The sequence below is a fragment of the Providencia sp. 21OH12SH02B-Prov genome, from assembly GCF_027362595.1.
GTDB classification, from domain to species: domain Bacteria; phylum Pseudomonadota; class Gammaproteobacteria; order Enterobacterales; family Enterobacteriaceae; genus Providencia; species Providencia zhejiangensis.
This window is the reverse complement of record NZ_CP114796.1, coordinates 2,977,565-2,990,679: the sequence shown is the minus strand read 5'-3', so window position 1 is coordinate 2,990,679 and position 13,115 is coordinate 2,977,565. Positions and strand designations below refer to the sequence as shown.

Annotated in this window: 12 protein-coding genes, 1 tRNA gene and 2 pseudogenes; 7 read left to right on the top strand and 8 right to left on the bottom strand. The window is 38.5% G+C overall.

The annotated features are described in order from the left end of the window. Positions 1–90 precede the first annotated feature (90 nt). Positions 91–612, bottom strand: coding sequence for an SOS-induced cell division inhibitor SulA (gene sulA, locus O7C57_RS14065; RefSeq protein ID WP_154623222.1), 522 nt, complete (start codon positions 610–612; stop codon positions 91–93). A gap of 233 nt (positions 613–845) precedes the next feature. On the opposite strand from sulA, the gene O7C57_RS14060 reads away from it, so the two are divergent. Then, complete coding sequence (locus O7C57_RS14060; protein ID WP_230085824.1) at positions 846–1,448, top strand: TfoX/Sxy family DNA transformation protein; 603 nt, start codon at positions 846–848, stop codon at positions 1,446–1,448. 94 nt (positions 1,449–1,542) lie between these two features. On the opposite strand, the gene yccS is transcribed toward O7C57_RS14060, so the two are convergent. Beyond that, on the bottom strand, positions 1,543–3,717 hold the full coding sequence (gene yccS, locus O7C57_RS14055) for a YccS family putative transporter (RefSeq protein ID WP_269723257.1): 2,175 nt from the start codon (positions 3,715–3,717) through the stop codon (positions 1,543–1,545). Positions 3,718–3,973: 256 nt separating this feature from the next. On the opposite strand from yccS, the gene helD reads away from it, so the two are divergent. Next, positions 3,974–6,028 carry a DNA helicase IV gene (helD, locus tag O7C57_RS14050; protein WP_154623219.1) on the top strand — a complete coding sequence of 685 codons (2,055 nt, stop codon included), beginning with the start codon at positions 3,974–3,976 and terminating at the stop codon, positions 6,026–6,028. Positions 6,029–6,070: 42 nt separating this feature from the next. Here the strand turns inward: helD and O7C57_RS14045 are convergent, their stop codons facing one another. After that, positions 6,071–6,529: a methylglyoxal synthase gene (locus O7C57_RS14045; RefSeq protein ID WP_154623218.1), complete on the bottom strand. Its 459-nt coding sequence runs from the start codon at positions 6,527–6,529 to the stop codon at positions 6,071–6,073. A 260-nt stretch (positions 6,530–6,789) separates the two neighbouring features. Between O7C57_RS14045 and O7C57_RS14040 the strand changes: the two genes are divergently transcribed. After that, the gene (locus O7C57_RS14040) at positions 6,790–7,203 is read left to right on the top strand and encodes a CoA-binding protein (RefSeq protein ID WP_154623217.1); all 414 of its coding nucleotides are present in this window, start codon (positions 6,790–6,792) and stop codon (positions 7,201–7,203) included. A gap of 59 nt (positions 7,204–7,262) precedes the next feature. On the opposite strand, the gene hspQ is transcribed toward O7C57_RS14040, so the two are convergent. Next, complete coding sequence (gene hspQ / locus O7C57_RS14035; protein WP_195848159.1) at positions 7,263–7,586, bottom strand: heat shock protein HspQ; 324 nt, start codon at positions 7,584–7,586, stop codon at positions 7,263–7,265. A gap of 219 nt (positions 7,587–7,805) precedes the next feature. Between hspQ and O7C57_RS14030 the strand changes: the two genes are divergently transcribed. Next, entirely contained in the window at positions 7,806–8,087 is a 282-nt protein-coding gene (locus tag O7C57_RS14030) for an acylphosphatase (RefSeq protein WP_154623216.1), read from the top strand. A gap of 15 nt (positions 8,088–8,102) precedes the next feature. Here the strand turns inward: O7C57_RS14030 and tusE are convergent, their stop codons facing one another. Beyond that, positions 8,103–8,432 carry a sulfurtransferase TusE gene (gene tusE / locus O7C57_RS14025; protein ID WP_154623215.1) on the bottom strand — a complete coding sequence of 110 codons (330 nt, stop codon included), beginning with the start codon at positions 8,430–8,432 and terminating at the stop codon, positions 8,103–8,105. Between the two features lie 182 nt (positions 8,433–8,614). Between tusE and O7C57_RS14020 the strand changes: the two genes are divergently transcribed. The 3 genes and pseudogenes from O7C57_RS14020 to O7C57_RS14010 all read left to right on the top strand — a co-directional run bounded on the left by O7C57_RS14020 (position 8,615) and on the right by O7C57_RS14010 (position 10,238). Next, a tRNA-Ser gene (locus O7C57_RS14020) sits at positions 8,615–8,702 on the top strand. 151 nt (positions 8,703–8,853) lie between these two features. Further along, positions 8,854–9,456, top strand: a pseudogene (locus O7C57_RS14015) (tyrosine-type recombinase/integrase); the annotation flags it as partial. Between the two features lie 563 nt (positions 9,457–10,019). Further along, the gene (locus O7C57_RS14010) at positions 10,020–10,238 is read left to right on the top strand and encodes a hypothetical protein (protein ID WP_247047438.1); all 219 of its coding nucleotides are present in this window, start codon (positions 10,020–10,022) and stop codon (positions 10,236–10,238) included. Positions 10,239–10,831: 593 nt separating this feature from the next. On the opposite strand, the gene O7C57_RS14005 is transcribed toward O7C57_RS14010, so the two are convergent. The 3 genes and pseudogenes from O7C57_RS14005 to O7C57_RS13995 all read right to left on the bottom strand — a co-directional run bounded on the left by O7C57_RS14005 (position 10,832) and on the right by O7C57_RS13995 (position 12,860). Next, positions 10,832–11,137 (bottom strand): hypothetical protein, encoded by a 306-nt coding sequence (locus O7C57_RS14005; RefSeq protein WP_249999115.1) that lies wholly within the window; start codon positions 11,135–11,137, stop codon positions 10,832–10,834. A 97-nt stretch (positions 11,138–11,234) separates the two neighbouring features. Next, positions 11,235–11,990, bottom strand: coding sequence for an OB-fold protein (locus O7C57_RS14000; RefSeq protein ID WP_196714077.1), 756 nt, complete (start codon positions 11,988–11,990; stop codon positions 11,235–11,237). Between the two features lie 280 nt (positions 11,991–12,270). Beyond that, positions 12,271–12,860: pseudogene (locus O7C57_RS13995) on the bottom strand (recombinase family protein). Positions 12,861–13,115: the final 255 nt, after the last annotated feature.

The window sequence follows — 13,115 nt, the reverse complement described above, 5'->3', positions numbered from 1 at the left end:
TCTATCCCATTGATCTCAATTATTTTTTCTACATTTTTTGAGCTTGTTATATCCAAATGTCAAATTTACTAAGAATATTCTTAATCTTGGCTAGTGATAATAGTTAGAGTGAATTTTTAGGTTATTTAGCTGTCCAGAATGGATACTTGCAATATTATGTGTTTTTTGAGGGCGCATAATAAAGCCAATAGAATGACCTTCTTGAGCCGCGCTTTGTAATCGAGCAAAGTCCTGTTCATTTAATTCAGGAAGCCAGCCGAGTACGACACTGTAATTACCACTCTTTAATGCCTTTTCCATTGCATCTATTGTCGTTATTGACGGCATATTACTTAATTGCATGATTTTATTTATAGGTAAACCAGACTGCTCTAGCCAATGGCGACTCAACTTTTTATTTGGACTCAACCAAAGCAACCAGCGAGATTGCACACCAAATTGGCGCAACATTGGCAGTAGGATGTAATCCATAATAGGATGTTTTTCATCATAAACCAGTTCACTCACCATACCATGCTGCATGGCATCATGGATATGTGGAGTTGAAGGCATGACTTGCGTACTGTGGTTAACAGAATGTTCAGTTGCTTTGTTCCAAGAATAGATAGCCATAATTCACCTCACCAATCAAGCTGTATGAATATACAGTAACTGTATATTCATACAATATCAAGCCTATTTTTTCAAAGCGCTTCGCAACTTTGGTGTTTTTATCTGCAATATTCTTGGAGTTTTAGGCTGTTCATCTCAGAATAGGTTTCTGCTAATTGTTTGTAAAATTAGGATATTTATAGTTTCACATACAAGGATGGAAGTAGATGAATACTCATAAGGAGCTTGGGTGTATGTCTTTACTGGAAAAGAATGATCCTCGATTAGATCAGCTATTAAAACGTTTTGGTGAGTTTAAAAAGAAAAACCACTTTGGTGGATATTGTCTAATCATCGATAGTGCCATCATCGGGTTAACATTAGATGGCCTTTTATATTTACGTGGATGTCTTTTTGCAAGAAGCTACTTTGAATCTATTAAACTTAGGCGGCTAGTGTTTAGCAAAAAAGGCATACCGCTAGAACTGCGTTATTATCAGATCCCTGAGCAGATATGGGAAAATGAAGAGTTATTGCTCCATTGTATTGAGTTAGCTTATCGTTCTGCGATTGAAGAACGAAAACAAAAACAATCAGCGGTATTACGCATCAAAGATTTACCGAATATGAATATGTCAGTAGAGAGAGCATTAGGCAAAATCGGCATTCATAAAGTTGATGATTTACGAGCAATAGGTGCGAAAGCTTGCTTTTTGAAGCTAAAACAGTTGGGGCGATTTTCTCCTAGTATTAAATTACTGATTGGATTAGCGGGGGCAATAGAAGGCTATCATAGTGCTGTTTTACCATTACAAATGAAACAAGAATTGATCAATTGGTATAACAGTGTGGGGTAGGGCTAATTAAGGTGAGATAAACGATGAGAGGGGATGTCACTGTTTCGCCACATTTTGACACCCGCTCATCTGTTTTATTTATCGGCTAACTGACTTAATTTTGCTCGCGTACATAATGATTTGCTGACGTATTAATTTGTATGATCATAGCCTTGATTTCAGGAATAAGCTCCAGTAATAATCTTGCTTGTTCCATAATCAGTACTGTTTTTTCATCATCACTGACGGATATGCTATCAATGCGACGCGTAATACTTTCTCGTAACTGTTCTGATTTCTCTTCGGCTTGAGCGTCCAACGTCAGGATTTGCAATGAGGTTTCTACATAGCAAATAGCATCACTTAAAATCGTGAGGTTATCCTTATTTTGCATCTGCTCTCGATGTGCACCAAGGGCGGAAATATAGCTCAGCAATGTATGGTTAAGGCATAGAAGCCTAAATGCCTGTTCTTGGGTGACTTGATAGGACTTCGGGTCTGATGCCATATTCGAAACAATAGAAGCAAATTCTGCATCATTATTATGGGCATCTCGCCGTGCTACTCGGTATTCAAGGCTATTATCTTTACCTTGATAGTACTGTTGCAAAATCGCATCTAAATAACGGCAATTGCTGTCCATGGTTTTTTGTACCACTTGAGGTAATTGGCGAAATTTCCAATCAGGCCATATAAAGCTCACTGCAAGAAAGGCAATAAAACAACCGATTAAAGTATCAATGACCCGAGGAAGAGCAACCTCAAATCCTTCTCCTAATAGGTTAAAACAAAAGAGAACAAGCAAGGTAATAAATAGGGTTGCTTGAGCATATTGGCTGCTACGGAAAACAAAAAATAGCAAACCAGAAATAACGATTAAGGTCAGCTGTCCTTCCATTGAAGGCACAAAATTTAATAAAGGTAACCCAACGAGTATCCCGATGAGGGTACCGATTATCCGTAGTGCGAGTCGTCGTTTGGTTGCACTATAGTTAGGTTGGCAAACAAATAAACTGGTTAATAAAATCCAATATCCTCTTTCTAAATCAAATAACTGGATAATGAGATAGCCTGTACAGAGTAAGAGTGACATTCTAACGGCATGGCGGAAAAGTGCAGACTTAGGCGTTAAATGATGTTTAAAGCGGGCAATAATATCACTGAGACCTGAAGGGGACTCATCTGATAATTGTTCAATTTGTTTATTGTGGTGTTGCCGTGAATTCTGTTCAAGGCTAAGCCCACGCAATTGCACGTCAATACCTTTCAAGTTTTTGAGTAAGTTATACAACGCTTTTATTTCATGAATCGCTGGGGAGCGTTGCTTAAGTATTTGCAGTGAGTTTTCAAGGTAAGTGAAAGTACCTTCAAAGCGTGGATTATGTTGATATTGTTTACGCCATAGGACTGATTGAGCGACTTGCTGGCAAGCTCTTGCTTGCATACTCAGTAAACGTTGAAAACGGAATAATATATCGCTGTGGCGCAGGGTGCGACTCAGCTGTTGGTATTGAATGTGTGATGAGCTGGCACGTTCATGGATATCTTGCGCCACAAAATAATATTGTAACGTCGTACGGGTGCCTTTTTGTCCGCGATCACCTTTTAGTCGGCTAAGAAGCGCTATTTTTGCTTGATTCATCGTACTGACTAATGTGCTATTAACGAGTGCTAGCTCGTAGACTGACTGCGGGTAGTCATCTTCCAAATCGGGGTCGAATAGGTTAGCTTTAGCATCAAGATAAGCCGCTAATTGCTGATAACATTGCGTAATGGCATCTTGCAACGGCCTAACTGGAAATAGAATATGGCCGATTAAGGTCAAGACGTTATACCAAATAGCACCAATGAGTAGCAAAGCAGGTTGTTGATACCATGTATCAAAAATAGGCACACCCAGCATGGTATAGATGGCAATTAATAACGCACCAAAAGCAATCGTAGCATAGCGTTGACCTAATGCGCCCAATAGAATGAATCCACAGGTTGAAATTGCCAGACCAAAGAAGAAAAGTATTGGATGTGGGAATAACAATTCAATAGAGACGGATGCGATAAAAAAGCAACATAGTGTGATAACTAAGTTTTTTAAGCGGCCAGTTAATCTATCATCGAGATCCGTCAGAGCCGCCGCAACCATGCCTAAGGTTAAGGGAATTGTGACTTTGGGCTCTTGGTTTAATAACCAAGGAATGAGAGTCGTCCCTGTCAGGGCGATTAAGATTCGGATATAATATAAAATATGGCTGTTATATAAAACACGACGATAACTGGTAAGCAGCGTTAACACAAAGTACCTCAAAGGCAAACATTCCCTAGTCTATACTCGTCATATTTCAAGTTGCTTAGTTGTTGATGTGTTTTCAACCTGCAAATTTAAGTGCCTATATAATCTAGTTTTCTTTTCAACACATTGTTGAACATTTTCTAGATGCAACTCGAATTATGTAGAGTCTATATAGGATAGCGTGTTTATGAGTAATAAAAAACTGTTTGGAATCAAGCTACCGTTATTTTCATAATTGAACAACTCAGGTGCAGGATGTATGGAACTGAAATCAACACAGATTGGGCAGCGCCTGGCTCAGCATCCCTATAATCGGGTTCGCTTATTGAATGCTGGCATTGAGGTGAGTGGGGAAAAACATCAATACCTTATACCTTTTAATCAGTTAATTGATATCCATTGTAAAAGAGGCATTGTCTGGGGAGAGCTAGAGTTTGAACTCTCTGATGAGCAAGTCGTACGTTTACATGGTACTGAATGGAAGCAAACTCAACGCTTTTATCATTATTTAAATGATAAGTGGCAGCAATGGAGCCTAGAAATGAGTGAAATCAGTGCTGAAGTCCTGACTTCACTCGCAAAATCTATTCAGCAACAAACTCAACAAGATAGTTGGCTCAACTTACGTGAGTTAGCGTCCTTTCGGAAAAAAATTAGCGAAAAATTTTCGTCTCTCCCTTTGCCATTGGCTCGTGTTAGCCAATTTGAAAACTGTGCTGCCGCTTATCGTTATTGCTTACAGTGGCTAGAAGATGGCGAACGCTGTCGACAGCATATTAATCAACAATGGAGTGAATCAATATTGTCACGCTATGGTGACTTTTTTCAACATGTTGAAACATCACCACTGAACCCCAGCCAATCTCTGGCAGTGATTAATGGCGAAGAAAATATTTTGGTGCTGGCTGGTGCGGGGAGCGGAAAAACATCGGTACTTGTTGCCAGAGCAGGTTGGTTGCTTTTAAGAGGACTCGCTAAGCCTGAGCAAATCTTATTATTGGCTTTTGGTCGTAAAGCGGCTCAAGAAATGAATGAGCGCATTCATGAGCGCTTGCAACAAGAGGATATTGAGGCAAAAACCTTTCATGCATTAGCGCTACAGATTATTCGTGAAGGTAGTAACAAATCACCAGTTATCAGTGAATTAGAAATAAATTCACAAAAACGCAGTGAATTATTACTTAATGAATGGCGCGAACAGTGTAGTAGTAAAAAAGCACAAGCCAAGGGGTGGCGTGAGTGGTTAACCGATGAATTACAGTGGGATGTTCCTGAAGGTGAGTTTTGGCAAGATGAAAAAATCAGTAAACGGGTCGTTACTCGGTTAGATCGTTGGTTAAGCTTAATGCGTATGCATGGTGGCAGCCAAAAAGAGATGATCGAGGCCGCAGATGAACAGCAACAAAGCCTATTTCAAAAACGTATTCGTCTTATGTCGCCTCTTTTAAAAGCATGGAAGAGTGCGTTAAAAGAAGAAGGGGCTATTGATTTTTCGGGACTCATTCACCAAGCAATTAATTTATTGGAGAAAGGGCGTTTTATCAGTCCTTGGAAGCATATTTTAGTTGATGAGTTCCAAGATATCTCACCATTAAGAGCAAAGTTGTTACAAGCATTACGTCAGCAAAATAAGCAGACCTCACTCTTTGCAGTTGGTGATGATTGGCAAGCGATTTATCGTTTTAGTGGTGCAGAATTAGATCTCACAACATCTTTTGAACAAAATTTTGGGCAAGGAGCGCTATGCGCTTTAGATACAACTTATCGATTTAATGAACGTATTGGCGAAATAGCTAATCGCTTCATATTACAAAATCCGACTCAACTCGATAAACCGCTCAATAGCTTAGTGAAAGGCAGTAAGAAATCGGTCATTTTGCTCGATGAAAATGCGCTAGAGCGTTTATTAGACAAAATGAGTGGCTACGTTACAGATAATGAAACTATTTTGTGTTTAGCGCGTTACCATTACTTAAGACCCGAAATTTTAAATAAAGCTAAAACACGCTGGCCGAAGTTGAATATCGAGTTTATGACTATTCATGCTTCAAAAGGCAAACAAGCGGACCATGTCATTATTTGTGGGCTTAATAGTGGGAAAGATAGTTTTCCAGCGGTGGCGAGAGAATCTATTATGGAACAGGTTTTGCTACCGAAACACGAAGAGTTCGAGTATGCGGAAGAGCGACGATTATTATATGTTGCAATGACGCGTGCTAAACAGCAGGTATGGCTACTTTACCATCCTGATGAGCCTTCAGAGTTTGTGGATATCTTAAAGCAGTTAGGTGTTCCTAAACAGAAAAAACCATAATGGATGATAGGTGCCGGACACGAACTATCCGGCACTGATTCGTTATTTGGTGCGCTCTTGCAAGTATCGTTGATAATCAGGAATAACGACATCAATTTCACCATCAAAGTATGGTGAGGTAATGATAAAGTCTGCTGTTGCGGGGTTGGTCGCAACGGGGATATTCCAGACTGTTGCTAAGCGTAATAGGGCTTTAACATCGGGATCATGAGGAACCGCATTGAGTGGATCCCAGAAAAATATCATCACATCGATCTTTTGTTCAGCGATCATTGCGCCAATTTGTTGGTCACCTCCCATCGGGCCACTCAGCATACCGGTGACATTAAGACCAGTATGGTGACTAATTAGACTGGCTGTCGTTCCTGTCCCAAACAGTTTATGAGGCTTTAGCTGCTCACTATTTTTTGTCGCCCATGCTAATAGCGAGGATTTGCAGTGGTCATGGGCAACCAGTGCTATATTTTTCGGGGTTTTTATTCTACGAGTTGTTGATTCCATGATGTTCCCTTAAAAGTCGCGTGATATCACGCTAAGAGCATTAATAATACTTATTTACCTGTTGTGGCTGGTTGTTATGGAAATAATTAGGGAAATCAATTTATTATTTTATAACAAATGGTTAAAGTGGAATAAATACGTTTTCCCGTATTGCCAGCAACCTTAGCGTGATGGCCTATAATAGAGAAATTGAGTGATCACGCAGGACAAGGTATATCATATTGTGAGTTAATAGTTTACTGATTTTGGGAGATATTTTGATGGATAGTCAAGAAATTGCTGAAATATTACGGCGTGTTAACACGATCGCATTGGTCGGAGCAAGTGATAAACAAAATCGCCCAAGTTATGAAGTGATGGCATATCTATTAGAGCAGGGGTACACCGTGATTCCGGTTAGTCCTAAACTATCGGGTCAAACATTATTAGGGCAAAAAGTATATGAAAAGCTGAGCGATATTCCCCAACCTATAGATATGGTAGATGTGTTCCGTAATGCCGATGCTGCCGTTGGCGTCGCACGGGAAGCCGTAGACGTTAAAGCAAAAGTGTTATGGCTGCAAAAAGGCGTTATCAGTGAAGAAGCTCAACAAATCGCTTTGTCTGCTGGTATGAAATTTGTCATGGATAAGTGTCCAAAACAAGAAATTCCGGCGTTAGGCTTAGAAAAATAAGCGCCATAACGTAGTAAAGCAGCTAACGCGCTGCTTTACTGTGGATGAACGATAAAGGATTAGTTACGTAGGCGTGGTGCTTGTAATTGTGAACGAATAGATTCAGCTAATTCGTCCATAGAGGGTTGTTCTGGATGGTCATCAGCGGTTTCATAAGTAATTTGAGCTTCTGCCAAATAAGTATGAATAGCTTCGCCATTATCGTCTTCCATAACAACGTGATACCAAGGCAAATCACGTAATGTGCTGTTTGCAGCAATATCATCATCGTCATGCGGTTGTTCGAGCGAGTATTCAGCATCAACATCTACTACAACGCCTAGGTAGCCGAGTAATTTATGTCTAACTTGTTGCCCGATCCCATATTTACTGGTGATCATCATAGCCACCTCCTAAAAGCCTTGCTTATGCTATAACTTTATATCTGGGCAGTGTTCCGCGTTTTCAAGCCAATGTATGGACAATTATTCATAACGCAATACACTGTCTTATATGTAACATGAAAAGCAGTGCCTCGATCTCAGATTATCTGTTCAACGCATAAAACACAACTGTAATAAATAGGTTATTTATAAATAATCTACTGATAAAGGGGGCTAAAAATGACAAAAGCAGCCGGACGTTTGTTTTATATTTATGGCCGTGTACAAGGGGTTGGTTTTCGCTATCAAACATATCATTGGGCTAATCAGAATGGAATAAAAGGATATGTTTGTAATCGCGAAGATGGCAGCGTTGCGCTAGGCATTTACGGCTCAGAGCAAGATATCTGCTTTGTAGAGGAATGGCTTAATGCAGGTGGCCCCCCTGGAGCAAAAATCGACCATTATTTTAGCGAAAACTGGGCAACTGAAAAAATAGCGGATTTTTCAGTCCGCTATTAATTTTAGGGTAATGAGTTAAATGCATTTGACAGGTTTTGGTAACCCAGCAAGTTTCGTGGCTTGCTTTGCGGGACCTTTAGGGAATAGTCGATACAAGTAGCGGCTATTTCCTTTCTCCTCTCCAAATTGCTGTGAAACCGCTTTTACCAGCATACGAATAGCGGGTGAGGTGTTAAACTCTTCGTAAAAGGCACGAACAAAGCGAACAATTTCAAGGTGCTCTTCTGTCAGCGTAATATTTTCTTGCTCAGCGAGAAGAGGGATAAGCGCCTCGCTCCATTGTTGGCTATCAATAAGGTAGCCTTGTGAATCAGTCTCAATTTCTTGACCGTTAAAACGCAACATACAAATTTCTACCTAAACAAAAATAGAGTGCAAATTTAGCAAAAAATAGTCAATAACCCAAGTAACCTGTTAAATATGCCGATAATTTAGCCCAACGATACGCTAAGCGTCTATTTTTATAGCAATTGATAAAAATAAGGGTTTACATCGAAAGCCCAGATGTTTATAGTGCACGTCATTGCGGAGGGGTGGCCGAGCGGCTGAAGGCAGCGGTCTTGAAAACCGCCGATGGGAAACCATCCGAGAGTTCGAATCTCTCCTCCTCCGCCATTTCAACATCTCCTAGCGTTTTCTGAAATCTCCTATTATTCAGTAATAATCCAATCTCCTAACAAAATCTCACGCTAATAAAATCGACTATCGACTTTCTAAATCTCTGCAATTTGTTGTATCGAATTCCCTTCTACAATATTGGTGATTTATAAAGCTAACAGACATGGCAATCAAGCGTGCAAGTCAAAAGTAAAATTCTACACGCTGGCGGATGCCAACGGGCTATCTTTATTAGTTGAAATTAACGGCTCCAAAGGCTGGCGTTATCGCTATTAATTTGCTGACAAAACTAAAATGATATCGTTAGGTATCTATCCTGTTGTCACTCTCATTGAAGCAAGAGCGAAAAGAGACAAATCACGAAAACAGGTTGCCAATGCTATTAATCCAAATGAATCCAGAAAAGCAGAAAAAGCGACCACCATTAACCAAACTGAAAACACCTTTAAAAATCTTGCCCTTGAATGGTATGAGGGCAGAAAGGATCGCTGGTCTGTTGGGTATCGTGATGACATGATGGACGCATTCGAAAAAAGATGTATTTCCTTATATAGGTCATTGCCCGATTGCCGAAATCAAACCCATGGAATTACTTGAAGTGCTTTCTATTATGGAAAAGCGCGGAGCAACCGGGAAACTAAAGAAAGTGCGCCAACGTTGCGGCGAAGTATGGAAGTACGCCATTATTACTGGTAGGGCAGAGTATAACCCTGCACCAGATTTAGCCAGTACCTTTGTTCCACATGCCAAAACTAGCCTTGCTAGAAAACTAGAGGTTATTGTGCAAAACGAAACCCTCACACTAAACAGTTAATTTGAGCTATTTTTAAGTAATATACTGATAAGTAAATAGTATTTAGTATCAAATAAAATTGCGCATTGATGCCAAAATTGCGTACTAAAACTGCGAACGAAATTGCGAATTCGCAGTTTGAAAATTGCGAACAAAAGTGCGAATTTCGCAGTTGGCCATGAAATAGAAATGTAGCGTTAAAGCCCCTTTCCGGCTGGCTTTGTTCAATGATGGCCTGTTATCAATTGTTATGGTGAGTTGTTGAGAAATATCAAGGTTGTTCGCAGTTTGCTACTTCATAAAACTTCAGGTTGAACTTAATTATCGCTATTTCATTTTAAGGGAAGTGGACAATATCTTTTGTACCGTTTTGATTGGTGTAATATTGGGTATTAGGTTATTTCTACATCAATATCGAACGATTCTTATATGTCTAATAATTACTATAGTTAGTATAAGATACACTTAAATTTCGCATATATATGAAATTATTATAATTTATTAATTTTGAGCTATCTTCGATGAATAAAAAATCTAATTTAAGTCTTATTTTGGTTTCACTGATCTTATTAAGTGGTTGTACCCAGAAACATAGAGATACCATATCAGACATAACTTATGCATTAACGGGTGTCCCTGGTGCAAAGCACAAAAACAATGGGAATAATAACACCACAATGAAATCAAAAGCACAGTTAGAAAGAGAAAAAGAAGAGTATGAATTCAAAAATCGCCGCTAAAGTTGGATTGGTAAATCTATAGATGACCTAATAATGCAAAGGGGCAGTCCTTTTGGAGTTCATAAGAGACAGAATGGGGGCTCTCAATATACCTTTAAGAAAACCCAAAATAGTTCTAATGACCCGTACCTTAATAACCCTCGCTTATGTGTAGATAACTTTATTACCGATAAAAATGGATTAATTAAAGACTGGTCATCTTCTAACTGCCTTTATTAAACAGAGTTCATATAGTTTTTCCTAATCTTTTTTTGTTAGACGGGCGAGTTAGTTAGCTAAAACCGCCCCCTACATGCTTTATAATTAAATGAGTTTTTCTATAATATCCTTGTGACGCTTCCACGCTGAATAAATATCCTTATCCCACACTTTACCGCCTTTCGTTTGATAACCAGCCTCATTAATTCGTTCAGTAATAAGCGCCCGTTATCTATGCCCTCTGATAGTGACCACTTCCACTTTATTTAATGCAAGCACCGTTAACGGGTACCACTCTCGATGATACCCCGGAGCCATATAGGATTTCATATTCGCCGTTCGACTCTCTTTACGACAAATTTCAGAACGGTATACCGTGTAAGGCGGTAATGCTTCTATCTCTTCAGGAAGAATCGCAGTGAAATGAATGTCTTTGCCATTTGTTGGCGACGTAAAGGTGTCATTTTTGCATATCCATGCAAAAAGAATACACTTAATAACGCAGTGAAAGCGGTTTTATAAGACAGAAGATAGCTTTCAAGATTAGCTTCAGGTGATACACGAGGCACCACATCAGAACCATTTATATGACGATAATGAGTAATGTCGGGTAAGCCATTAATCACAGTTATCGAATAAAGCCGAGGTGACCCGTAGGTATGCAAAACTGAATTAAGTCGATGCTCGTCGAAAGATATCATATTTGGGATTTCGGAAGTGCTTTAAACACCTTAGAAAACTCGGTAATGTTGCTAATGCTTCGCGGCAAAGCCCCTATATCTAGGGGCTAAATATATTTTATACCTTTTTGTTATCATTATTTTCTGTAGAAAAACCTAATAATTTTGCCTTTTCTATCAACTCTTCTTTTGCATTTTTTTGTTTAAAATATTTTTTGTGTAATTCAGCAAAGCAATTTGTGTCTTTAGTTTTACATTCGTTCATATCATTAGATTTATCTGATAAGTATTTAATCGTAGATATTATTTGAGCTTGTTTTTTATCTGCTTTCGATGGGTTTTTTAATGCATACTGAAAGGAATTATCAATATCATTTTTAATTTTTTCTTTTGCAACTTCTATTGGCGCACAGTTTTTTAATGTTGGAGAGCCAACAACAACACTGCCCCCTTTGCAATAAAATACAACCTCTTGATTTTTATCTAAATCTATGGGTATATCTTGATAGTTTTTTGAGAAACTTAGCACTACTCCATGAAACTTATCTTTTGTTTTTAAATGAACTTGAGGGATATCACCAAGTCCAGAATGGATATTATCAACTATTCCGTTAATTATTATGTCTTTTCCTTTGAATTTTTTATCTCCTCTAGCTTCATTTTTAGAATAAACTTCCCTCATATCATGTGCTGAGCTGTAGATCATATTATTTGAAAATAAACTCTCACCACCAGTTAAGCTAGTTTCAATATCATCGTTAATCAGAGAGTTTAATATTTCATTTTCATTACTACTTAATTCAATCGCACTTTCTGAAAAAGCAAATGAAGATAAACCGAAAAAGAGAGGAATGGCGATTTTTTTGAATTTCATAATGACTCCATATTAAAAAATGAAAAACTAAAGGCTAGCACAGACGAAGGTTAAAATGAATTATCTACAACCCCTATAAAATCATACTTTCTATGAACTTATCTAGCTTATTACAAACAGTTTCAGTAAAATGACTAGTTATGTAATCAGAGTTTATATACTAGATAAATTCATGTAAACACCGACAAGTAATTTCCTTTTCTACTTCCTGATCAAAGAAAATCAAAATCGATCCCCATGTGTGCACCAAATAATGATCAGTTCAGGAAGCAAAACTATGTCAGGTAATAGGAACCTGATTAGCTGCCCTAACCCGCGTAATTGTTTGTCTAGTTGTTCCAAATTCTTTAGCTATTGAGCTGATACTCTGACCGTAGCCAATCCTCTTAATAACTTCCTTTTTTGGTCATCGCTCAACGCGAGGGGACACCCAAAATACTTACCTGCATTTTTGGCTCGCTCAATAACTGAATGAGTACGCTCAAGAAGTAAATCACGCTCAAATTCAGCAACAGCAGAAATTACTTGCATAGTCATTTTTCCGGCAAGGTTTATTAAATCAATGCCACCTAATGCTAGGCAATGATCCCTGATACCAGATTCAGCAAACTGCTCTACCGCTTTTCTAATATCCATAGCATTACGCCTAAGGTGGTCGAGTTTAACAACGATTAATACATCGCTAGTTTTCATACGGTCTATTAATCGACTGAATCCCAGTCTTTCACTTGCAGCAACAGAACCGCTGATATGTTCCTCAACTAAACGTTGAGGCATGATGGAAAAACCAGCAGCTTCAATTTCACGCTTTTGGTTTTCGGTGTTTTGTTCAAGGGTTGAAACTCGGCAATAAACAAAAACACGAGACATAATTAAATTGCCTATACGAAATGAATGTATCAATTATATTTCGAGTATGAAATTAACTATACTAGTTTTCGTACATGGTTATAACTATATGTACCAATCCGGCGGTTTCGTACACTATTAATTTAATAACGCATGTGAATTTTGTTTTGTTATTTTTAGCTCTCTTTTCATAATTAGCGTCACCCCTAAGGATAGAAATTTATATTTTCATTTTATTTATTACTCTAAAATCAAATAATTCTATCCACATTAGCC

Coding starts and splice junctions, on each gene's coding strand:
- sulA (WP_154623222.1), bottom strand. CDS start 612: ATGGCTATCTATTCTTGGAACAAAGCAACTGAACATTCTGTTAACCAC.
- O7C57_RS14060 (WP_230085824.1), top strand. CDS start 846: ATGTCTTTACTGGAAAAGAATGATCCTCGATTAGATCAGCTATTAAAA.
- hspQ (WP_195848159.1), bottom strand. CDS start 7,586: ATGATGATCACCAGTAAATATGGGATCGGGCAACAAGTTAGACATAAA.
- O7C57_RS14005 (WP_249999115.1), bottom strand. CDS start 11,137: ATGATATCTTTCGACGAGCATCGACTTAATTCAGTTTTGCATACCTAC.
- O7C57_RS14045 (WP_154623218.1), bottom strand. CDS start 6,529: ATGGAATCAACAACTCGTAGAATAAAAACCCCGAAAAATATAGCACTG.
- O7C57_RS14040 (WP_154623217.1), top strand. CDS start 6,790: ATGGATAGTCAAGAAATTGCTGAAATATTACGGCGTGTTAACACGATC.
- O7C57_RS14030 (WP_154623216.1), top strand. CDS start 7,806: ATGACAAAAGCAGCCGGACGTTTGTTTTATATTTATGGCCGTGTACAA.
- O7C57_RS14010 (WP_247047438.1), top strand. CDS start 10,020: ATGAATAAAAAATCTAATTTAAGTCTTATTTTGGTTTCACTGATCTTA.
- tusE (WP_154623215.1), bottom strand. CDS start 8,432: ATGTTGCGTTTTAACGGTCAAGAAATTGAGACTGATTCACAAGGCTAC.
- O7C57_RS14000 (WP_196714077.1), bottom strand. CDS start 11,990: ATGAAATTCAAAAAAATCGCCATTCCTCTCTTTTTCGGTTTATCTTCA.
- helD (WP_154623219.1), top strand. CDS start 3,974: ATGGAACTGAAATCAACACAGATTGGGCAGCGCCTGGCTCAGCATCCC.